Consider the following 21,176-nt stretch of genomic DNA (forward strand, 5'->3'; position numbering starts at 1 on the left):
CCGCACCATGGTCAGCACGTCCCCGCCGCTCGCCGACGCCCTCGCCGCGGGCCCGGTCGTCCTCGACGGCGGGCTGTCCAACGAACTGGAGGCCGCCGGGCACGACCTCAGCGACGCGCTGTGGTCGGCCCGGCTGCTGGCCGAGGAGCCGGAGGCGGTGGTGCGGGCGCACCAGACGTACTACGAAGCGGGCGCGCAGGTCGCGATCACCTCCAGCTACCAGGCGACGTTCGAGGGCTTCGCGCGGCGCGGCGTCGGACGTGAGGAGGCCGCGGCGCTGCTCGCGCGGAGCGTGGAGCTGGCCCGTGAGGCGGCCGGCCGGGCGCGCGCGGGCGGTGCCGCGGCACCGCTGTACGTGGCCGCCTCGGCGGGTCCGTACGGGGCGATGCTGGCGGACGGCTCCGAATACCGCGGCCGCTACGGCCTGTCGGTGGCGGAGCTGGAGCGGTTCCACCGGCCGCGCCTGGAGGCGCTGGCCGCGGCCGGCCCCGATGTGCTGGCGCTGGAGACGGTGCCGGACAGCGACGAGGCCCAGGCGCTGGTGCGGGCGGTGCGCGGGCTCGGGGTCCCGGCCTATCTGTCGTACAGCGTCGCGGGCGGCCGCACCCGGGCCGGACAGCCGCTGGAGGCCGCGTTCGCGACGGCGGCGGACGTGGACGAGATCATCGCGGTGGGGGTGAACTGCTGCGCGCCGGACGACGCCGACGAGGCGGTGCGGCTGGCCACGCGGGTCACCGGCAAGCCGGTGGTGGTCTACCCCAACAGCGGGGAGAGCTGGGACGCCGAGGCGCGGGCGTGGCGCGGCAGCCCGGCGTTCGGCGCGGACCGGGTCACGGGCTGGGCGGCGGACGGGGCCCGACTGATCGGCGGCTGCTGCCGGGTGGGCCCGGAGAGCATCGCCGAGCTGGCCGCCCTTCTCGGCCGCTGACCGGCGGAACGGTCCGTCCGGAGAACGGGATCGCCGGTCGGTTCGGGCCGGCGTCCGGGTCGAAGGCGTTACACAGACGCAACCGAAGCAGCGGGGTCAGCGCCCCTGGCCGGTGGCAGGATCAGGCCACCCGCAGCACGCACCGGCTTGGTTGATCTTCGTCTCTGGAGGACCAGTGTCCGCTCGCTCCGCGTTGCCCGTCATAGCCGTGGCCGCAGCCCTCACCGTCCTGGCCGGGTGCTCCAGCACCAAGACGGACGGGAAAAAGGGTTCCGGTGGCCTGGAGTTGGTCTCCTCCGGGACGCTCAAGACCTGTACCCACCTTCCGTATGCGCCGTTCCAGGTGAAGAAGGACGGCAAGGTCGTCGGATTCGACGTGGATCTGGTGGACCTGGTCGCCAAGGACCTGGGGGTCGAGCAGGAGATCGTCAACACCCCCTTCGAAGGCATCGAGACCGGCCAGGACTTCACCATCCGCAAATGCGACCTGGCGGCCGCCGGCATGACCATCACGGCCGCGCGCGACAAGGTGATGGACTTCTCCGACCCCTACTTCAACGCCACCCAGGCGCTGTTGACGAAGAAGGGCAAGCCCTTCAAGAAGGTCGAGGACCTCAAGGGCAAGAAGCTCGGGTACCAGAAGGCCACCACCGGCGGCATCTACGCCAAGGAGCACGGCAAGGGCGTCGAGCTGGTGGAGTTCGAGGACCTCGGGCTGCTGCTGACCGCCGTGAAGTCCGGGCAGGTCGACGCCGGCATCAACGACAACGGCGTGCTCTTCGACTATGTGAAGCAGAATCCGGACACCGAGGTCACCGCCGAATTCAACACCGGTGAGCACTACGGCATCGGCGTGCGCACCGGCAATGACGCCCTGCGCAAGAAGATCAACGCGGTCCTGAAGAAGGCGAGGTCCGACGGGAGTTACGACCGGATCTACAAGAAGTGGTTCGGCACCACGCCGCAGAGCTGAGGCGGGTCGCGATGCCTCTGTCCAGACGACGGCGCGCGCGGATCATCCGCGGCGTGCAGTACGGCGTCCTGGTGGTCGCCGTGGTGGTCCTCGCCCTGGTCGCCGACTGGCACCAGCTGCGGACGGCGTTCTTCGACGTCGAGGTCGCCAAGGCGCTGTTCCCCGACATCATCACCACGGCGCTCCTCAACACGATCCTCTACACCCTGCTCGGTTTCGGCTTCGGGCTGGCGCTCGGCCTGGTACTGGCGCTCATGCGGCTGTCTTCCGTACCGCCCTACCGCTGGATCGCCATCACCTACATCGAGTTCTTCCGCGGCATTCCGGCGCTGCTGGTGTTCATCGCGCTGGGCTTCGGTGTGCCGCTGGCGTTCGAGGTCGCCCTCGACATGAACGTCACGGTGATGCTCTCGCTCGGCCTGGTGGGCGCGGCGTACATGGCGGAGACCATCCGGGCCGGCATTCAGGCGGTGCCCAAGGGGCAGACCGAGGCGGCGCGTTCGCTGGGGATGTCCCAGGGCCGGGCGATGGTCTCGATCATCATTCCGCAGGCGTTCCGCATCGTCCTGCCGCCGCTGACCAATGAACTGATCCTGCTGACCAAGGATTCCTCGCTGGTGTATCTGCTGGGGCTCGCGCTCAATCAGTTCGAGCTGGCCAACTTCGGCCGGGACGCGCTGAACGAGCACAAGAGCCTGACCCCGATCCTGATCGCCGGACTGCTCTACCTCGTGATCACCCTCCCGCTGGGCCAGCTGGTCCGGCGGCTGGAAGCGCGTACCGCGAAGGCCAGGTGAGCGATGTGACGACCGACAGGGGCGCCGGGGGCGCCGAGGACGCGCCGGCCATCGATGTGCGCGGGCTGCGCAAGGCGTTCGGGGAACTGGAGGTGCTGCGCGGGATCGACTTCTCGGTGGGGCGCGGTGAAGTGGTGTGCGTCATCGGGCCTTCCGGCTCGGGGAAGTCGACGCTGCTGCGCTGTGTGAATCTGCTGGAGGAGCCGAGCGCGGGCCGGGTCACGGTGGCCGGCACCGAGGTCACCGACCCGGACGTGGACATCGACCGGGTCCGGCGGCGGATCGGCATGGTCTTCCAGTCCTTCAACCTCTTTCCGCATCTGACCGCGCTGGAGAACCTGACGATCGCCCAGCGGCGGGTGCTGCGCCGCGGCCGGCCGGAGGCGGAGCGGATCGGCCGCGCCAATCTGGAGCGGGTGGGGCTCGGCGACAAGGCGACGGCGTATCCGGCGCAGTTGTCGGGCGGGCAGCAGCAGCGGGTGGCGATCGCCCGGGCGCTGTCGATGGACCCGGAGCTGATGCTCTTCGACGAGCCGACCTCCGCGCTCGACCCGGAGCTGGTCGGCGATGTGCTGGCGGTGATGCGCGGGCTGGCGCGGGACGGGATGACCATGCTGGTGGTCACGCACGAGATGAGCTTCGCGCGGGAGGTCGCCGACCGGGTGGTGTTCATGGACGGCGGGGTGATCGTCGAACAGGGCACTCCGGAGCAGGTGGTGGGCGCCCCGAGCCATGAGCGGACCCGGACGTTCCTGGCGCGGGTGCTGGATCCGGCGGCCGCCGAGGTCGGCGAGGTCGCCGACGACGGCGCGGCGGGCAGGCGCGTCGACCGCTGACGTGCGGAGGCGGGCGTCGACCGGTGATCGCCCGCCGTTCACCCTCCGTTGGGGCGGTGGCGGAACCCTGGGCGGGCCGGTTTCCGTGTGCGTCCTGGAGGTTCGATGTCGTCGCTACGCAAGCTCCGCCGTCCGGTGGCGGTGGCACTGCCGATGGCCGTGGTGGTGGCCGCGGCCGTGGTGCTGGGGCAGACCACGGCCCAGGCCGGCCCGCCCGCAGCGGCCGTCACCGGGTCCGCGCGACTGCCGGCGATCCCGCTGGCCGCGTTCAGCAACGCGCTGCTCCCGGGCACCGTGGCGGATGACCGCGGGGTGAAGCTGGGCGGTATCGGCAGCGACATCTTCCCGGCGGGGCGGCCCGGCGAGTTCTGGACGGTCACCGACCGCGGGCCCAACGGCCAGATCAAGGTGGACGGCACCAAGCGGCGCACGTTCCCGGTGCCCGGCTTCGACCCGGCCCTGGTGAAGATCAAGGTGGCCGGCGACCGGGTCACCGTGCTGGACGCGCGCCCGCTCACCACCCGCTCCGGCCGGCCCGTCACCGGACTGCCCAACCTGCCCGGCCGGGACGAGGCGCCCTACACCTACGACGCCGAGCGGCCGCTGGCGTACGACGCCAACGGGCTGGACACCGAGGGCGTGGTACGGGCCGCCGACGGCAGCTTCTGGCTCGCCGACGAGTACGGCCCCTCGCTGGTGCACGTGGCGGCGTCCGGCCGGGTGCTGGCCCGTCATGTCCCCAAGGGGCTGCGGCTGACCGGCACCGACTATCCGGTCGTCGAGTCGCTGCCCGGCATCCTGGCCAAGCGCAAGATCAACCGCGGTTTCGAGGGGCTGGCGCTGCTGCCCGACGGTGATCTCGTGGCGGCCGTGCAGAGTCCGTTGTCCAACCCGGACACCGCCGCCGGCGAATCCTCCCGCACGGCCCGGCTGCTGCGCTTCTCGCCCGCGCGGGGCGCGGTGACCGCGGAGTACGCCTACCGCTTCGACCCGGTCGGTGAGGTCGACCCCGGCGAGGACGACACCTCCGAGCTGAAGATCTCCTCGGTGGTGGCGGTGGGCCGCGACCGGCTGCTGGTGGAGGAGCGCACCGACAGGGCCGCCCGGCTCCAGCGGGTCGAGCTGGACGGCCGCCGGAACATCCTCGGCTCGCGCTGGGACGACCCGGCGACCGACCCGTCGCTGGAGCTGTCCGGCGGCCGGGCCCCGGTGCTGCCCAAGCGGCTGGTCGTCGGCCTGGGCAAGGTCAAGGGCGTCCCGCAGAAGATCGAGGGCATCGCGGTCAGCGGGCGGCGCACCCTGACGCTGGTCAACGACAACGACTTCGGCATGACGGACGGCCCCGACGCGTTCGACGATCGGGGCCGTCTCGTGGACAGCGGGGTGCCGACGACGGTGGTGACCGTCCGGCTCAGGACAGCGGTCCGGTGAGCTTCTTGGTGCCGCTCCGGTTGCCCATCAGGCTGCAGCTGACGGACCTGATGCCGAGCTTGTAGCCGTTGACGCTGGGGTACTGCACGTAGGTGCCCTCGGCGGTTCCGGCGGGCTGCCGGCGCGCCTTGCTCTCCAGCTCGTTGCGGCACAGCGACGACGCCTTGTCCTTGATCTCGGACTCCGTCGTCAGACCGGCCTCCAGGCGGTGGGTGGTGACGACTTCGGCGTCGTGCGGGCCGTTGCAGGACGCCTCGTCGTTGTTGCCGCCGCCGTCCGACGGGAGGTCGTAGCAGTCGCCCACCTTCAGCAGGTAGAAGGGGATCTTGCCGCTGCTCGGCGAGGGCATGCTCTTCTCGAAGCCGCTGTCGGTGGACGACTCCGACGGCGAGGGGTAGCCGGTCGGCGTGCTGGACGCGCTCTCGGAAGGGCTCGCGCTGGTGCTCGAACCGGCCGTCGGCTGGGCGCGGTTGCTGCCGCCGTCGTCGCTGTTGACCATGACCACGACGGTGATGACGGCGGCCAGCACGACCGCACCGCCGGCAAGGAGCGCCGCGATGACCTTGCCGTTGCCGCCACCGCCCCCGGGCGGGCCGGGCGGCTGCTGCCAGCCGCCGGGGCCACCCGGTCCCGGCGGTCCGTAGCCGCCGGCGGGCGGTCCGAAGCCCCCGGCCTGGTTGCCGCCCTGGGGCGGGCCGTAGCCACCGGGGCCGTAGCCGCCCTGCTCCTGGCCACCGGGGCCGTAACCCCCGGCCGGCGGGCCGAAGCCACCACCCGGGGTGCTGGGGGACGGCGGCTGGTTCGGCTGGTTGGGCGGCGGAGGGAAACTCATGGCGGAAATGATCGCTTCTTTACTGGGTTTTGAGGGACACGGTGACCAACCTGGAACACTTCAGGTCTGAAATGTCCGGCCCCTGGGCACCGTTGGCGACAGGCAGCAAGCCACCCTACGGCCCGGAGGTTTTTCGTGTTCACCGACCTGCCCCTGGACGAGCTGCGCACCTACCGCCCGCCGCTTCCCGAGCCCCCCGGCTTCGACGCCTTCTGGCACCGCACCCTGGCCGAGGCCCGCACCCACGACCTGGCCGCGTCCTTCACCGCGGTCGATCCGGGACTGGCCCTGCTCCGCTGCTACGACGCCGAGTTCTCCGGTTTCGGCGGCCACCGCATCCGCGCCTGGTTCCTCCTTCCCCGCGCGGCGGACGGCCCGTTGCCGTGCGTCGTGCAGTACCTCGGCTACGGCGGCGGCCGGCTGCTGCCGCACGACTGGCTGCTGTGGCCGTGCGCGGGGTACGCCACGCTGGTCATGGACACCCGGGGGCAGAGCGGCCCCAACCGCCCCGGCGACACCCCCGATCCGACCGGGTACGGCAATCCGGGCGTGCCCGGCAAGCTGACCCAGGGCCTGCTCGATCCGGCGGACTACTACTACCGGCGGCTCTACACCGACGCGGTACGGGCGGTCGAGACGGCGCGCGGCCACGAGGCGGTGGACGCCGAACGGATCCTGGTCGCCGGCCACAGCCAGGGCGGCGGTCTGGCGCTGGCGATGACCGGACTGGTCCCCGGGCTGGCCGGGGCCCTGATCGATGTGCCCTTCCTGACCCACATCCGGCGCGCGATCGACGTCACGGACGAGGGCCCCTACGGCGAACTCACCCGCTACTTCGCGGGCGCCCGCGGCCACATCGACACCGCGCTGACCACCCTGGACCACTTCGACGGCCTCAACTTCGCGGCCCGCGCCACCACCCCGGCGCTGTTCGGCACGGCCCTGCGCGACGCCGTGGTGCCGCCGTCCACCGGCTTTGCCGCGTACCACCACTACGCGGGCGAGAAGGAGCTGGCGGTGTGGCGCTACAACGCCCACGAGGGCGGCGGCGGCGAACAGCGGGCGGCGGAACTCGCCTTCGCCCGGAAGGTGCTCGGCTGACCGGCGGGGCCGGGCGGGGTGGAGCGGCCCGGCCCCGTCCGGCCTCCGGTCTCAGATCGCGCCGAGGAGGTGGTCCAGCGCCAGCTGGTCCAGGTGCTCGAAGGCCATGCCGCGTGCGGCGGCCGCCTCGACGTCGAAGGTCTCGTAGGCGGTGGTGTCGGCCAGCAGCCCGGCCAGCCCGTCCGCGGCGGTGGGCCGGCCGAGTTCGTCGAGGCGGGCGGCGCGCAGGGCGTCCTGGACGGCCGGATCGGCGCGGAAGGCGGCGGCGCGCTCCTTCAGGAGCAGGTAGTTGCGCATGCAGCCGGCCGCCGACGCCCAGACGCCGTCCAGGTCCTCGGTGCGCGGCGGCTTGAAGTCGAAGTGCCGCGGCCCGTCGTAGCCGGCCGTCTCCAGCAGGTCGACCAGCCAGAAGGCGGCCCGCAGATCGCCCGCGCCGAAGCGCAGGTCCTGGTCGTACTTGATGCCGCTCTGGCCGTTGAGGTCGATGTGGAAGAGCTTGTCCGCCCAGAGCGCCTGGGCGATGCCGTGCGGGAAGTTGAGGCCGGCCATCTGCTCGTGGCCGACCTCGGGGTTGACGCCGTAGAGCTCGGGGCGCTCCAGCCGCTCGATGAAGGCCAGGGCGTGGCCGACGGTGGGCAGCAGGATGTCACCGCGGGGCTCGTTGGGCTTGGGCTCGATGGCGAACCGCAGGTCGTAGCCCTGCTCGACGACGTACTGGCCGAGCAGGTCGAATGCCTCCTTCATCCGGTCCAGGGCGGCCCGGACGTCCTTCGCCGCACCGGACTCCGCGCCCTCCCGCCCGCCCCACGCCACGTAGGTACGGGCGCCCAGCTCGGCCGCGAGGTCGATGTTGCGGAGCGTCTTGCGCAGCGCGTAGCGGCGGACGGACCGGTCGTTGGCGGTGAAGGCGCCGTCCTTGAAGACGGGGTGGGTGAAGAGGTTGGTGGTGGCCATGGGGACGATCAGGCCGGTGGCGTCCAGGGCCTTGCGGAAGCGCTTGACGGCGGTCTCCCGCTCGATGTCGTCGGCGCCGAACGGGATCAGGTCGTCGTCGTGGAAGGTCACGCCGTACGCACCGAGGCCGGCGAGGCGGTGCACCGCCTCCACCGGGTCCAGAGCGTCGCGGGTGGCGTCCCCGAAGGGGTCGCGGCCCTGCCAGCCGACGGTCCACAGGCCGAAACTGAACTTGTCCTCGGGCACGGGCTGCTGACTCATCAGGACTCCCCACATCATTTCGTCAACGCGCTTTACAAATTCCGCCGCGGCCAAACTAATATGCGGCAGCACACCGGGGAAGCCCCTCGGCCCAGGCCGTCGGAACACCGCCGCCAAAGGAGAAGGCACGATGGGCGCACAGTCAGCGGGACCGCTGGTCGTCGGGGTGGACAGCTCGACGCAGTCGACCAAGACGCTGGTCGTGGACGCGGAGACCGGTGTGGTCGTCGCCCGCGGCCAGGCACCGCACACCGTCAGCGGCGGCGAGGGCAAGGAGAGCGACCCCCAGCAGTGGTGGCGGGCGCTGGGCGAGGCGCTGGCGCAGTGCGGCGACGCGGCGCGGCAGGCGTCGGCGGTGTCGGTCGGCGGGCAGCAGCACGGACTGGTCACGCTGGACGCGGCCGGTGCGCCGGTCCGCCCGGCCGTGCTGTGGAACGACGTGCGCCCGGCGGCCGAGAGCGAGCGGCTGATCGCCGGGCTGGGCGGCGCCGAGGCGTGCGCGGAGCGGCTGGGAAGCGTGCCCGGGCCGGCCTTCACGGTGGCGAAATGGGCCTGGCTGCGGGAGAACGAGCCGGCCGCCGCCGAGGCCACCGCCGCGGTGCGGCTGCCGCACGACTACCTCACGGAGCGGCTGACCGGCGAGGCCGTCACCGACCGCGGCGACGCGTCGGGCACCGGGTGGTGGGCGTCGTCCACCGAGTCCTACGACGCGGAGGTGCTGGCCCGCGTCGGGCTGGACGCCGGGCTCCTGCCGCGGGTGGCGCGCCCGGGCGAGGCGGCCGGCACCGTGCACGCCGGGGATCTGCCGCTGCCCAAGGGCGCGCTGGTGGCCGCCGGCACCGGCGACAACATGGCGGCCGCGCTCGGACTGGGCCTGCGCCCCGGACAGCCGGTGCTGAGCCTCGGCACCTCCGGAACGGTCTACGCGGTCTCCACCCACCGCCCCGCCGACCCGACCGGCACCGTCGCGGGCTTCGCCGACGCCCGCGGCGACTGGCTGCCGCTGGCCTGCACCCTGAACTGCACCCTCGCGGTGGACCGGGTGGCCGCGCTGCTGGGCCGCGACCGGGAGGCCGTGGAGGCGGGCGGCGGTGCGGTGGTGCTGCCGTTCCTCGACGGCGAGCGGACGCCCAACCTGCCCGGCGCCTCGGGTCTGGTGCACGGCCTGCGGCACGACACCACGGCCGGTCAGCTGCTGCAGGCCGCCTACGACGGCGCGGTGTTCGCGCTGCTCCAGGCCCTGGACCGGGTGCTGGACGCGGACGCCGCGGCGGACGCGCCGCTGCTGCTGATCGGCGGCGGGGCGAAGGGCGCGGCCTGGCGGGAGACGGTGCGGCGGCTGTCCGGGCGTCCGGTGGTGGTGCCCGAGGCGCAGGAACTGGTCGCGCTCGGCGCGGCGGCGCAGGCGGCCGGGCTGCTGCTGGGCGAGGATCCGGCGGCGGTGGCCCGCCGCTGGGGTACCGGCCACGGCGCCCGGTACGAGGCACGGCAGCGGGACACGGCCGCCTGGGAGCGACTGGCCGCGACGCTGGCCGACGGCGAGGCGCTGCTGCGGCGGTGAGCCGCCCGGCCCGCTCCGGCCGTACCCGGCCCGTTGCCCCACACCCCCTCCACGTCCCTCATGCCCCTCAGGAGCCCTCTGTGACCGCGCCCGGCGGCGACACCCAGCACGGCATCCGGCGGCGCAACCTGGCCCGGGTGCTGCAGGCCGTGGCGACGCACGGGCCGCTCTCCCGGCCGGCGGTCGCGGCCCGGATCGGCCTGACCCGCGCGGGGGTGGCACCGCTCGTCGAGGAGCTGCTGCGGGCCGGGCTGCTGATCGAGACGGGGCGGGCGGCGCCGAGCGGGCGGGGCAGGCCGGGCAGCGAACTGGCAGTCAGCGACCGCGGGCCGGCCGGCATCGGCGCCGAGATAGGCGTCGACCACCTGGCGGTGTGCGCGGTCGATCTGCGGGGACGGATACGGGCCCGGGTCGCGGCCGACGCGGCGAACCGCCACAGCGCTCCCGGTCCGGTGCTGCGGCGGCTGTCCGAGCTGCTGGCGGAGGTGACCGCGCGGATCGCCCCGGAGGGGCTGCGCCCGGCCGGGCTGGCGGTCGCGGTCCCGGGTCTGGTGGCCCGCGGCTCGACGACCGTGGTGCACGCGCCCAACCTCGGCTGGCGGGCGGCCGATCTCGGGCCGGGGCTGGCCCCGGCGACGGCCCCGGGCGACGGCTCCCCCGGCATCCCGCTGACCGTGGAGAACGAGGCGAATCTGGGCGCGCTGGCCGAGCTGGCGCTGGGCGGCGACGGCGGGACGCGGCCGGGCCCGCCGCCGGACTTCGTGCACGTCTCGGCGGAGATCGGCATCGGCGCGGCGGTCGTGGTGGACGGTCAACTGCTGCGCGGGGCGCGTGGGTTCGCCGGTGAGCTGGGGCACGTCCCGGTGTATCCGGACGGCCGCGCCTGCGACTGCGGCGGCCGCGGCTGTCTGGAGCAGTACGCGGGCGAGCAGGCGGTGCTGCGGGCCGGTGGCCTGACGCCCGAGCGGGCCGCGGCCGCCCATCCGGGGCCGGGGGCCCGTATCGCCCTCCTCGCCCGCCGGGCCGCCGACGGGGACGCGGCGACCGTACGGGCCCTGCGGGAGGCCGGGACGGCGCTCGGCATCGCGCTGGCCGGGGCGGTCAATCTGCTCGATCCGCAGGCGGTGGTGCTCGGGGGTGCGCTGGCCGGGCTGGCGCCCTGGATCCTGCCGTCCCTGGAGCGGGAGTTGGCGCTGCGCACGGCCGTCGCGGCGGATTCCGGCCGGGACGGCGGACCGGTGGTCACGGTGTCCCGGCTGGGCGCGGACGGACCGTTGCTCGGGGCGGCGCACTCGGCGCTGCGCACCGTGCTCGACGACCCGCTGCATTCCTGCACCCCGGCTCACTCTCCCCGGAGCTGAATCGGCTAAACCTTTCCACGGAAAGGGATTTCCATGCCACCCCATCGAGCGATTGTGCCGATAAAAACAGCACCACTACCGTCGGTTCGGCGGGCTGCCGCGGATCTTTCGTGAGGGGGGGATCCGAGGCGGCCGCATCGCACCCTTCAAGGAGATAGGCCGCATTGTGACGATTGCCGACGAATCGCTGCCCGGTAGTGCGGAAGAATCCCAGAATTCCAGTCTGACTACCTCCGCCGCCCGGAATCTGGCGACCACCACCAAAACACCACCGCAGATGCAGGGAATCACTTCCCGCTGGCTGCTGCGGCTGCTCCCCTGGGTGCAGGTGTCCGGTGGCACCTATCGCGTGAACCGCCGGCTGACCTACACGCTCGGGGACGGGCGTATCGACTTCGACATCAACGGCTCCGACGTCTCGATCATCCCCGAGGAGCTGCGCGAACTGCCCGCCCTGCGGGAATTCACCGACACCGAGGTGCTGGCGGCGCTCGGCCGGCGCTTCACCCAGCACGAGTACGGGCCCGGCGAGCTGATCGCCGAAGCGGGCGACGCGCACGACCGGCTGGTGCTGATCGCGCACGGCCGGGTGGACCGCATCGGCACCGGCAAGTACGGCGAGAGCGCGGTGCTGGAGGCGCTGGCCGGGGGCGACCACCTCGGCGACGGGCCGCTCACCACCGCCGACGGGACCTGGCAGTTCAGCTATCGCGCGGTGACCCGGGTGACGGTCCTCGTACTGGCCCGGTCGGCCGCGCAGGAGGTCATCGAGCGCTCCCCCGGGCTGGGCGAGCACCTGGCGTCGGCCGGGGAGGGCGCCGCGCTGCCGACGAACGACAGCGGGGAGTCGGCGGTCGCGGTCACCTCCGGGCACCACGGCGAGCCGTCCCTGCCCGGCACCTTCGTCGACTACGACCCGGCGCCCCGGGAGTACGAACTCAGCGTCGCCCAGACGGTGCTGCGTGCCCACAGCCGGGTCGGCGACCTCTACAGCGACCCGATGAACCAGGTCGAGGAACAGCTGAAGCTCACGATCCAGGCGCTGCGCGAGCGCCAGGAGCACGAGCTGGTCAACAACCGCGAGTTCGGGCTGCTGCACAACGCCGACCTCAAGCAGCGCATCCACACCCGCTCCGGACCGCCCACCCCCGACGACCTCGACGACCTGCTCGCGACGGTCTGGAAGGACCCGGGTTTCCTGCTCGCCCACCCGCAGACGATCGCCGCGATCGGCCGGGAATGCAGCGCCCGCGGCCTGTATCCGACGGCGGTCGATTTCATGGGGCATTCGCTGCCGTCCTGGCGTGGGGTGCCGATCTTCCCGTGCAACAAAATTCCGGTGTCGAAGGAGCGGACCAGCTCGATTTTGCTGTTGCGCACCGGCGAGGAAAAGCAGGGCGTGGTCGGCCTGCACCAGACCGGTATTCCCGATGAATACGAGCCGAGCCTGTCGGTGCGCTATATGGGCATCGACGACCGGGCCGTCCTCAAATATCTGGTGAGCGCCTACTATTCGGCGGCCATTCTCGTGCCCGACGCGGTCGGCGTCCTCGAAGACGTGCAGGTCGGCCACTGAGACGACGCGCGCCGAGCCGCGCGCAGCGGCAGGCCCTTCCGCGGTCCGGCCGCACCGCAAGCACGTCACGCACGCACCGCACCACAGAACAGGTGAGCCTTCTCCATGACCACATCGGTGGACCCGACGTCCGGCCCGCAGTCCTCGGAGCCGGAGCAGCAGCGTTCCAGCCTGGACACCGCGGCCGCCCGCAAGCTGGCGACCACGACCAAGACCGTGCCGCAGATGCAGGGGATCTCCTCCCGCTGGCTGCTGCGCATCCTGCCCTGGACGCAGGTCTCCGGCGGTACCTTCCGCGTCAACCGCCGGCTCACGCACACGCTCGGCGACGGCCGCATCGAATTCGTCTCCACGGGCACCGAAGTCCGGGTGATTCCCGCCGAGTTGCGTGAGCTGGCGCCGCTGCGCGGCTACGACGACGCCGCGACACTGGAGAACCTGGCCGGCCGCTTCGTCCAGCGGGAGTTCGCGCCCGGTGACGTGCTGGCGCGGGCGGGCGGCCCCACGGACCGGGTCATCCTGATCGCGCACGGCAAGCTGGACCGGATCGGCACCGGCAAGTACGGCGAGGAGACGTCCCTGGGGACGCTGGCCGACGGCGACGCCCTCGGCGAGGCGGCGCTGTTGTCCCCGGACGCGCAGTGGGAGCACTCCGTGCGGGCGGTCACCCGGGTGACCGCGCTGACCCTGTACCGCAGCGACTTCGAGTCGGTGGTGGCCGATTCGGCGTCGCTGCGCTCCCATGTCGAGGAGTTCCGCACGGCCGAGGTGCCGGCCCACAACAAGCACGGCGAGGCGGCCATCGAGCTCGCCGCGGGCCACGCCGGCGAGCCGGTGCTGCCGGGCACCTTCGCCGCCTACGACATGGCGCCCCGGGAGTACGAACTCAGCGTCGCGCAGACCGTGTTGAAGGTGCACTCCCGGGTCGCGGACCTCTACAACGACCCGATGAACCAGCTGGACCAGCAGCTGCGGCTGACCGTGGAGGCGCTGCGCGAGCGCCAGGAGCACGAGCTGGTCAACAACCGCGAGTTCGGACTGCTGCACAACGCCGACCTCAAGCAGCGCCTCCACACCCGCTCCGGTCCGCCCACCCCGGACGACCTCGACGAGCTGATCACCCGGCGCCGCAAGACGCAGTTCCTGCTGGCGCACCCGCGGACGATCGCGGCCATCGGGCGGGAGTGGAACGCCCGCGGCATCTACCCGAGCACCGTGGAGTGCGAGGGCACGGCGGTCCGGGCCTGGCGCGGCATTCCGCTGCTGCCGTGCAACAAGATCCCGATCAACCCGGACCAGACCAGCTCGATCCTCGCCATGCGGGTCGGCGAGGAGAACCAGGGCGTGGTCGGGCTGCACCAGACCGGCATCCCGGACGAGTACCGGCCCGGACTGTCGGTGCGCTTCATGGGCATCAACGACCAGGCCGTCATCAATTACCTGGTCAGCGCCTACTACTCGGCGGCGGTGCTGGTGCCGGACGCGCTGGGCATCCTGGAGGACGTCGAGATCGGCCACTGACGGCCGCACCGTCACCGGCCCCGGTGCCGCGTCCGCGATCCGCCGTCAGAGCGGCGGGCGCGGCACCCGGGTGACCTCCAATCAGGTATCCGCCCCCTCCTGACCTGGGCCGTTCCGTCTTTGGTCGAGCCATTGACGGCGCGGCCATTCCCTTGGCAGGGCGAGTCCTGTTGCGCATGATGAACGCATCGCATGTGCGTGACATGTACGCGACCTCCCCCTCGGTCCCTTGTCAGGAGTTCACATGGAGCACGACCACGCCCGTCCGGCCCGCCGCCGCCTGCTCACCGGTGCGGCGGCCCTCGCCGCAGCCGCGGCGCTCACCCCCCTCACGACCGCCGCCGCCTCCCCCGCCCCGCGTCGGCGGACCTCCCGCGGGGAGAGCGGCTATCCCCCCGTCCAGTGGGTGCCGGCCAGCACGGCCAACTACACCACCGCGGACCGCCCGGGCCAGTACCCGGTCGAGATGGTCGTGGTGCACGTGACCCAGGAGACCTACCCGGACACCCTCAGACTCTTCCAGAACCCGGCCCACAAGGCAGCCGCGCACTACGTCGTGCGGTCGGCCGACGGGCACATCGCCCAGTGCGTCAGCGAGCGCAACGTCGCCTGGCACGCCGGCAACTGGGACTTCAACACCCGCAGCATCGGCATCGAGCACGAGGGCTGGATCGACGACCCGACCTGGTTCACCGACCCCCTGTACGAGCAGTCCGCCCGGCTCACCGCCGCCGTCTGCGCCCGCTACGGCATCCCCCTGGACCGCGAGCACATCATCGGCCACGTCGAGGTGCCCAGCAGTGACCACACCGACCCGGGCGAGTACTGGGACTGGGCGCGCTACCTGCAGCTGGTCACCGAGGCTTCCTGGCGGTACACCGGATGACACCGGCGGTGCGGCGACACGACGGCCGTTCCGCGGGTGTACAGATTCGCGACATCTCCGGGCGATAGTAAACAGGTCGTGGTGAACGTGGCGCGGTGAGCGGCGCGGAGCGAACGTCTTCGGCACCTGGGACAGCTGGCGTGACGTCAGGGGGGCTCGTGAAGCAGCGTTTCGGTCGGGTTCGCGTGGTGCTGACGGTGCTGGTCGCCTGGGGGGTGCTGGCCGGCGGAGCGCTGGCCGGCGGCCCCGCGGCCGGCGCCGTGGGCACCCCCCTCCACCGCTCCGGCGCCGTGACGCTGGCGCCGGGTGTGCGGTACGGGGAATTCCGGATGACGGTGCCGCGCGGCACCGTGCACGGGCACCTGCTGACGGTCGACCTGGCCGATCCGCGGGTCTCGGTGGATCTGCTGTACCCGGGCGCAGTCGGCGCCCGGCTGCCGGTGTCGGAGCTGGCCGGCGCGCGCGGCGCGGTGGCGGCCGTCAACGGCGACTTCTTCAACATCAGCGAGGGCCAGCACCCGGGCGTGGAGGCAACCGGCGCCTCGGTGGGTCCGGCGGTGGCCGCCGGCCGCCAGCTGAAGGGCGCGGTGCCCGACGGGCAGCGCTTCGGACCGGCCATGCCGCCCGGCGCGAGCACCGAGGACGTCATCGGGGTGGGCTACGACCGCCGGGCGCGGCTGGACCGGCTCGCGCTGCACGGCGTGGCGCTGACCCCGGAGGGCGCCTGGCCGCTGGGCGGGCTGAACCAGTACGCGCTGCCCGTCGACGGCATCGGCGCGTACACCGCGCAGTGGGGCCCGGCCTCGCGGGTGCGCGCCACCTGCGGCACGGACACCGACCGGGCGGCGCCGTGCAGCACGGACACCGCCGAGGTGACCGTGCGGCACGGCCGGGTGACCGCGTTCGACGAGCTGCCGGGCGCCGGCGGGGTGGACGCGGGAAGCGTGGTGCTGCTGGGCCGGGAGGAAGGGGCGCGGCAGCTGCGCACCCTGCACCTCGGTGAGCCGGTGGGCGTCGGCTACCGGCTGGTCGGCCGGGGTCCGGGCCCGCTGCGGTTCGCGGTGGGTGGCTTCCCGATCGTGCGGGACGCCGAGCCGGTGGCCGGCCTGGACACCGTGGCGGTGGCGGTGCGCACCTCCGCGGGGATCGCGGACGGCGGCCGGGTGCTGTACCTGATGGCGCTGGACGGGGCCCACGGGGAGGGGCAGACCGGCCTCACGGTGCGCGAACTCGCCGAGCTGATGGCCGAGTTGGGGTCCCGGGAAGCGATGGATCTGGACGGTGGCGGGTCCTCGACGCTGGTGACCGACGACGACGGCGCCGGAATCGTCGTACGCAACCATCCGTCGGGCGGGGCGGAGCGGCCGGTGGCCAATGCGATCGGGGTCTTCTCACTGGGGTGAGCGCTCCGCCCGGCCCCGGCCCGCCGGGTCCCCGGCAGGCCGCCGAGGTCACGGACGCACGCTGCTGACCACGTCGGCGGCGCCGGCCAGCCCCTGGTGGATGTCCGGGGCGAGGCTGCTGCTGGCCAGATAGAAGCCGAGCAGCGCGCACACCAGGGCGTGCGAGATCTTCAGCTTGCCGCTGCGCAGGAAGATCACGGTCAGCACGACCAGCAGCAGCACGACCGAGATGGAAATAGCCATGGGGCCCACACCTTCCTCAACCGCCGCCCGAACAGGCGGCAATGGGTGGCCAGTTTGGCGTATTTCGGGGTATGTCCGGTTCGCGGACCGATACGCCGAACGGGTGATCACTGCGGGTCACGAGGGGGCGCGGGATTCGGCCGTGACGTGGATCACATAGCCCTCCGCAACGGAGCGTGCGGATTGACCGTCTTAGCGGCCGACATCCCCGCCCCGGCCCCCACCTCAGACGGAAAGCCCGCTATGCCCCGCACCCCCTCCCCCCGCCGCCGGCCGCCGTTGCCGCCGCGCCTCGCGCTCAGCCTGATCCCGGTGATCGGCGTCGGCGCGCTCACCGCCTGCGGAGGCAGCACGGCGTCGGCGTTCCGGGGCGAGCCGGTGAAGGTGACGCTGGGCGCGGCGACCGGCACCCGGACCGTGCGGGCCGGCGACAAGCTGAAGCTCACCGCGGAGGGCGGGGTGCTGACCGAGGTGCGGGTCACCGACCCCAAGGGCCGGCCGGTGCCCGGCGGGCTGGGGGACGGCGGCGCGGTCTGGACGTCCAGCGCCAAGGCCGCGCCGGACACCAAGTACTCCATCGTCGCCCGGACCCGGAACGCCCAGGGCGGGCAGGCCGCGGCCAAGGAGTCACTGACCACGGCGAAGGCGGACAAACTCAACACGCTGGTGGTCCACCCCGGCCGGCAGGGCGGGGTGGTCGGTGCCGAGCACCCGCTCACGATCACCTTCGACTTCCCGGTGACCGACCGGGCCGCGGTGGAGCGTCGGCTGAGCGTCACCAGCAACGACCTGGCGGCCGGGTCCTGGGGGTGGGCCACGGACGACAGCGGCCGGGACCGGATCGACTGGCGGCCCGCCCGGTCCCCGAAACCGGGCAGCCGGATCACGTTGCGAGCGGAATTGAACGGGGTGGATTCCGGCGACGGCCGTTACTTCGCCAAGGACTATGACCTGAACTTCACCATCGGCCGGACTTGCACCGACTCGGATGCCGCACGGGTTTGTGGCAAGGTCCACGTGGGTGACCCCACCGTGGTCACCGCCTCCCTCGTCCGAGGGAATGACGATCAAACCGACGGGATCGGAGACTGGAATGGCGGCCGGTCCCCCCAGCAGCAGAACAGCGCCCTCGCGTCGAGCAGCTGACCCCTTTCAGAGCCTAGTGTGACGGAATGAGCACCGTGCAGGACCAGGATCAACTCACGGGGTGGCGGCGCTTTCGACGCCGCGTCCCCAATGGCTTCGCCATCGTCTTCAGCGTACTGGGGCTCTTCTGTGCCCTGACGGCGCTGATCGGCCCGCTCCGGCGCGGACTCCACCCGGTGATCTACTGGCTGGACACGCTCACGATCCCGGTGGCGCCGAACTTCGCCTACGCGGCGTTCCTCTTCCTGCTGGGCGCGGCGATGGCCGCACGCAAGCGCGTGGCGCTGTGGTTCGTCGTGGCGTACATGGTGCTGGTCACCCTGGCCGACGCGCTGTTCCTGGCCGCCGGCTACTGGGAGTTCGCCTTCTCGCTGGTGCTGTGCGCGGGCGCGCTGGCGCTGCTGCTGGTCTCGCACCACGAGTTCTACGCGATCACCCGGCGCGGCGCGTTCCTGCGCGCCATCGGGGTGCTGATCGGCGGGCTCGTGGCGGCGGTGCTGATCGGCTGGGGGCTGGTGACGCTGGCTCCCGGCACGCTGGAGGCCGGTGGCGGCAACCGCCTGCTGTGGGCGGCCAACCGCGTCTGCGGCGGGCTGGTCGGCGGCCACCTGGTCGAGGGCCGTCCGCCGCACTGGACCAGCACCGTGCTGGGTCTGCTCGGTGCGCTGGCGCTGCTGAACGCCGCCGCCGCGCTGTTCCGTTCGCAGCGCATGGAGGCCGCGCTGCACGGCGACGAGGAGGACCGGATCCGGGCGCTGCTGGAGCGCTACGGCAGCCAGGACTCGCTCGGCTACTTCGCCAGCCGCCGCGACAAGGCCGTGGTCTTCTCCCCCAGCGGCAAGGCCGCCGTCACCTACCGCGTCGAGGCCGGCGTCTGCCTGGCCAGCGGTGACCCGGTCGGTGACCGTGAGGCGTGGACGCAGGCCATCGAGGCGTGGCTGGAGGTCGCCGGACGCTACGGCTGGCAGCCGGCCGTCATGGGTGCGAGCGAGAGCGGCGCCAAGGCGTTCGCCCGCTGCGGACTGGGCGCGCTGCAACTCGGCGACGAAGCGATCCTGCACGTCAAGGACTTCGACCTGGACGGCCGGGAGATGCGGGTCACCCGTCAGGCCGTGAACCGCGTCGAGCGGGCCGGCGCCACCTTCCGCGTACGGCGTCACTCCGCGCTGACCGACGAGGAGATGCAGGAGGTCATCCACCGGGCGGACGCCTGGCGGGACACCGAGACCGAGCGCGGCTTCTCGATGGCGCTGGACCGGCTGGGCGACCCGGCGGACGGCGAGTGCATGCTGGCCGAGGCGTTCGACGGCGACGGCAACATGATCGCGCTGCTGTCCTTCGTCCCCTGGGGCAAGGACGGCATCTCCCTGGACGTGATGCGCCGCGACCGCAGCGCGCCCAACGGCGTCATGGAGTTCATGGTCGCGCAACTGTGCGCCCAGGCCGGGTCGCTCGGCGTGCGCCGGATCTCGCTGAACTTCGCGGTGTTCCGCTCCGCCTTCGAGGAGGGCGCCCGGATCGGCGCCGGTCCGGTGCTGAAGTTCTGGCGCCGGCTGCTGCTGTTCTTCTCCAAGTGGTGGCAGCTGGAGGCGCTCTACCGCTCCAACGCCAAGTACAACCCCGAGTGGTACCCGCGGTTCCTGTGCTACGCGGACGCCGGCGCGCTCGCCCGCATCGGTCTGGCCTCCGGCATCGCCGAGGGCTTCGTGGCCGTACCGAGCCTGGGCAAGCTGTGGGGCAAGGGCCACAAGAAGCGGGTGCTGGCGCCGGCGAGCACCGCGGGTCTGCCGTCGCTGGACGAACTCGGTCTGGTGCAGGCGGCGCCGGCCACCGAGGAGGAGCTGCACGAGCAGGAACTGGCCGCGCTGCCCGAGCAGGTGCGGGTGCGCCACCGCAAGCTGGAGCGGCTGCGGGAGGCGGGCACCGACCCGTATCCGGTGGGCGTGCAGCGTACGCACACGCTGGGTGAGGTCCGCGAGGAGTACCCGGACCTCACGCCCGGCGCGCGCACCGGCAAGTCCGTCAGTGTCGCCGGGCGGGTGCTGCTCACCCGTGACCACGGCGGCGTGCTCTTCGCGGTGCTGCGGGACTGGTCGGGCGATCTGCAGATCGCGCTGACCCGGGACGGCAGCGGCAAGGAGCTGCTGGACCGCTTCGGCTCGGACATCGACCTCGGTGACCACGTCGAGGCCGAGGGCGAGATCGGCGCCAGCGACCGCGGTGAACTGACCGTCTTCGTCACCAAGTGGCGGCTGACGGCCAAGTGCCTGCGGCCGCTGCCCGACAAGCGGCGCGGCCTGTCCGACCCGGAGGCCAAGGTCCGCCAGCGCTACGTGGACCTGGTCGTCTCGACGGACGCCCGGGAGAACGTACGGGCGCGCAGCACGGCCGTCCAGGCGCTGCGCCAGGGGCTGATCGACCGGGGTTACCTCGAGGTCGAGACGCCGATGCTGCAGCAGATCCACGGCGGCGCCAACGCCCGCCCGTTCCACACCCACATCAACGCCTACGACCTCGACCTGTACCTGCGCATCGCACCGGAGCTGTACCTCAAGCGGCTGTGCGTGGGCGGTATGGAGAAGGTCTTCGAGATGGGGCGGACCTTCCGCAACGAGGGCATCTCGTACAAGCACAACCCCGAGTTCACGATGCTGGAGGCGTACCAGGCGTTCGCCGACTACGACGTGATGCTGGACCTGACCCGGGAGCTGATCCAGGGGGCGGCGGTCGCCGCGTTCGGCAGCGCCACCGCCCGCAAGGCGGACGCGAACGGGCGGCTGGTCGAGCACGACATCTCGGGAATCTGGCCGGTCAAGACGGTCTACGGGGCGATCTCCGAGGCGCTCGGCGAAGAGGTCGACGCGGACACCGAGGCGGACCGGCTGCGCCGGCTGTGCAACGCCGCGTCGGTGCCGGTGAAGCCGGAGATGGGCCGCGGCGACATCGTGCTGGAGATGTACGAGCGGCTGGTGGAGGAGAAGACCCAGCTCCCCACGTTCTACAAGGACTTCCCCACCGATGTCTCGCCGCTGACCCGCCAGCACCGGCGCGACCCGCGGCTCGCCGAGCGCTGGGACCTGGTCGCCTTCGGCACCGAGCTGGGTACCGCCTACTCGGAGTTGACCGACCCGGTCGAGCAGCGCCGACGGCTCACCGCGCAGTCGCTGCTGGCGGCCGGCGGCGACCCGGAGGCGATGGAGCTGGACGAGGACTTCCTGCAGGCCCTCGAATACGCGATGCCGCCGACCGGTGGTCTGGGCATCGGCGTGGACCGGCTGGTGATGTTCCTGACCGGTCTGTCGATCCGCGAAACGCTGCCGTTCCCGCTGGTACGGCGGCGCTGACGGCGGACCGCAGCACGCGACG

The 21,176-nt window shown here is 72.5% G+C and carries 17 protein-coding genes; 14 read left to right on the forward strand and 3 right to left on the reverse strand.

Features of this window, described 5'->3' with window-relative positions; genetic code table 11:
• Positions 1 to 7 precede the first annotated feature (7 nt).
• The 5 genes from mmuM (at position 8) to OO62_RS02625 (ending at position 4,965) form a co-directional block, all read left to right on the forward strand.
• Positions 8 to 928, forward strand: a complete 921-nt coding sequence (mmuM, locus tag OO62_RS02605) for a homocysteine S-methyltransferase (protein WP_033265460.1) — start codon at positions 8 to 10, stop codon at positions 926 to 928.
• A 175-nt stretch (positions 929 to 1,103) separates the two neighbouring features.
• Positions 1,104 to 1,901, forward strand: coding sequence for a basic amino acid ABC transporter substrate-binding protein (locus tag OO62_RS02610; RefSeq protein WP_033265461.1), 798 nt, complete (start codon positions 1,104 to 1,106; stop codon positions 1,899 to 1,901).
• 11 nt (positions 1,902 to 1,912) lie between these two features.
• A complete protein-coding gene (locus OO62_RS02615; RefSeq protein WP_033265462.1) occupies positions 1,913 to 2,698 on the forward strand; it encodes an amino acid ABC transporter permease in 786 nt (261 codons plus the stop codon).
• Positions 2,695 to 3,534 (forward strand): amino acid ABC transporter ATP-binding protein, encoded by an 840-nt coding sequence (locus OO62_RS02620; protein ID WP_272868192.1) that lies wholly within the window; start codon positions 2,695 to 2,697, stop codon positions 3,532 to 3,534. Before OO62_RS02615 ends, OO62_RS02620 begins: the two co-directional genes overlap by 4 nt.
• 105 nt (positions 3,535 to 3,639) lie before the next feature.
• On the forward strand, positions 3,640 to 4,965 hold the full coding sequence (locus OO62_RS02625; protein ID WP_033265464.1) for an esterase-like activity of phytase family protein: 1,326 nt from the start codon (positions 3,640 to 3,642) through the stop codon (positions 4,963 to 4,965).
• Here the strand turns inward: OO62_RS02625 and OO62_RS39440 are convergent.
• A complete protein-coding gene (locus OO62_RS39440; protein ID WP_033265465.1) occupies positions 4,946 to 5,797 on the reverse strand; it encodes a hypothetical protein in 852 nt (283 codons plus the stop codon). The two genes, OO62_RS02625 and OO62_RS39440, sit on opposite strands and share 20 nt — an antisense overlap.
• Before the next feature lie 135 nt (positions 5,798 to 5,932).
• Here OO62_RS39440 and OO62_RS02635 point away from each other — a divergent pair, with 135 nt between their 5' ends.
• Complete coding sequence (locus OO62_RS02635; RefSeq protein ID WP_033265466.1) at positions 5,933 to 6,898, forward strand: acetylxylan esterase; 966 nt, start codon at positions 5,933 to 5,935, stop codon at positions 6,896 to 6,898.
• A gap of 51 nt (positions 6,899 to 6,949) precedes the next feature.
• Here OO62_RS02635 and xylA read toward each other — a convergent pair whose 3' ends face one another.
• Positions 6,950 to 8,113, reverse strand: a complete 1,164-nt coding sequence (gene xylA, locus OO62_RS02640) for a xylose isomerase (RefSeq protein ID WP_033265467.1) — start codon at positions 8,111 to 8,113, stop codon at positions 6,950 to 6,952.
• Positions 8,114 to 8,243: 130 nt separating this feature from the next.
• Between xylA and xylB the strand changes: the two genes are divergently transcribed.
• The 6 genes from xylB (at position 8,244) to OO62_RS02670 (ending at position 16,421) form a co-directional block, all read left to right on the forward strand.
• Positions 8,244 to 9,674, forward strand: a complete 1,431-nt coding sequence (xylB, locus tag OO62_RS02645; RefSeq protein ID WP_033265468.1) for a xylulokinase — start codon at positions 8,244 to 8,246, stop codon at positions 9,672 to 9,674.
• A gap of 80 nt (positions 9,675 to 9,754) precedes the next feature.
• Positions 9,755 to 11,035, forward strand: a complete 1,281-nt coding sequence (locus OO62_RS02650; protein WP_033265469.1) for an ROK family transcriptional regulator — start codon at positions 9,755 to 9,757, stop codon at positions 11,033 to 11,035.
• Positions 11,036 to 11,198: 163 nt separating this feature from the next.
• Entirely contained in the window at positions 11,199 to 12,611 is a 1,413-nt protein-coding gene (locus OO62_RS02655; protein WP_078616988.1) for a family 2B encapsulin nanocompartment shell protein, read from the forward strand.
• A gap of 105 nt (positions 12,612 to 12,716) precedes the next feature.
• Positions 12,717 to 14,132: a family 2B encapsulin nanocompartment shell protein gene (locus tag OO62_RS02660; protein ID WP_033265471.1), complete on the forward strand. Its 1,416-nt coding sequence runs from the start codon at positions 12,717 to 12,719 to the stop codon at positions 14,130 to 14,132.
• Between the two features lie 244 nt (positions 14,133 to 14,376).
• The gene (locus OO62_RS02665; protein ID WP_033265472.1) at positions 14,377 to 15,018 is read left to right on the forward strand and encodes an N-acetylmuramoyl-L-alanine amidase; all 642 of its coding nucleotides are present in this window, start codon (positions 14,377 to 14,379) and stop codon (positions 15,016 to 15,018) included.
• Positions 15,019 to 15,176: 158 nt separating this feature from the next.
• On the forward strand, positions 15,177 to 16,421 hold the full coding sequence (locus OO62_RS02670) for a phosphodiester glycosidase family protein (protein ID WP_033265473.1): 1,245 nt from the start codon (positions 15,177 to 15,179) through the stop codon (positions 16,419 to 16,421).
• Between the two features lie 48 nt (positions 16,422 to 16,469).
• Here OO62_RS02670 and OO62_RS02675 read toward each other — a convergent pair whose 3' ends face one another.
• Positions 16,470 to 16,664: a hypothetical protein gene (locus OO62_RS02675; RefSeq protein ID WP_033265474.1), complete on the reverse strand. Its 195-nt coding sequence runs from the start codon at positions 16,662 to 16,664 to the stop codon at positions 16,470 to 16,472.
• A gap of 243 nt (positions 16,665 to 16,907) precedes the next feature.
• Here OO62_RS02675 and OO62_RS02680 point away from each other — a divergent pair, with 243 nt between their 5' ends.
• Both OO62_RS02680 and lysX read left to right on the forward strand, forming a co-directional pair.
• Positions 16,908 to 17,810 (forward strand): Ig-like domain-containing protein, encoded by a 903-nt coding sequence (locus OO62_RS02680; protein ID WP_051732568.1) that lies wholly within the window; start codon positions 16,908 to 16,910, stop codon positions 17,808 to 17,810.
• Between the two features lie 26 nt (positions 17,811 to 17,836).
• Entirely contained in the window at positions 17,837 to 21,154 is a 3,318-nt protein-coding gene (gene lysX / locus OO62_RS02685; protein ID WP_033265475.1) for a bifunctional lysylphosphatidylglycerol synthetase/lysine--tRNA ligase LysX, read from the forward strand.
• Positions 21,155 to 21,176 lie beyond the last annotated feature (22 nt).

This window comes from Streptomyces lydicus, assembly GCF_000717345.1.
Taxonomy (GTDB): Bacteria; Actinomycetota; Actinomycetes; order Streptomycetales; family Streptomycetaceae; genus Streptomyces; species Streptomyces lydicus.

Excerpts from the sequence above, each read along its gene's own strand:
- OO62_RS02615 (WP_033265462.1), top strand. The coding sequence starts at position 1,913 with ATGCCTCTGTCCAGACGACGGCGCGCGCGGATCATCCGCGGCGTGCAG.
- lysX (WP_033265475.1), top strand. The coding sequence starts at position 17,837 with ATGAGCACCGTGCAGGACCAGGATCAACTCACGGGGTGGCGGCGCTTT.
- OO62_RS02660 (WP_033265471.1), top strand. The coding sequence starts at position 12,717 with ATGACCACATCGGTGGACCCGACGTCCGGCCCGCAGTCCTCGGAGCCG.
- OO62_RS02665 (WP_033265472.1), top strand. The coding sequence starts at position 14,377 with ATGGAGCACGACCACGCCCGTCCGGCCCGCCGCCGCCTGCTCACCGGT.
- OO62_RS39440 (WP_033265465.1), bottom strand. The coding sequence starts at position 5,797 with ATGAGTTTCCCTCCGCCGCCCAACCAGCCGAACCAGCCGCCGTCCCCC.
- OO62_RS02680 (WP_051732568.1), top strand. The coding sequence starts at position 16,908 with ATGCCCCGCACCCCCTCCCCCCGCCGCCGGCCGCCGTTGCCGCCGCGC.
- xylB (WP_033265468.1), top strand. The coding sequence starts at position 8,244 with ATGGGCGCACAGTCAGCGGGACCGCTGGTCGTCGGGGTGGACAGCTCG.
- OO62_RS02625 (WP_033265464.1), top strand. The coding sequence starts at position 3,640 with ATGTCGTCGCTACGCAAGCTCCGCCGTCCGGTGGCGGTGGCACTGCCG.
- OO62_RS02675 (WP_033265474.1), bottom strand. The coding sequence starts at position 16,664 with ATGGCTATTTCCATCTCGGTCGTGCTGCTGCTGGTCGTGCTGACCGTG.
- xylA (WP_033265467.1), bottom strand. The coding sequence starts at position 8,113 with ATGAGTCAGCAGCCCGTGCCCGAGGACAAGTTCAGTTTCGGCCTGTGG.
- mmuM (WP_033265460.1), top strand. The coding sequence starts at position 8 with ATGGTCAGCACGTCCCCGCCGCTCGCCGACGCCCTCGCCGCGGGCCCG.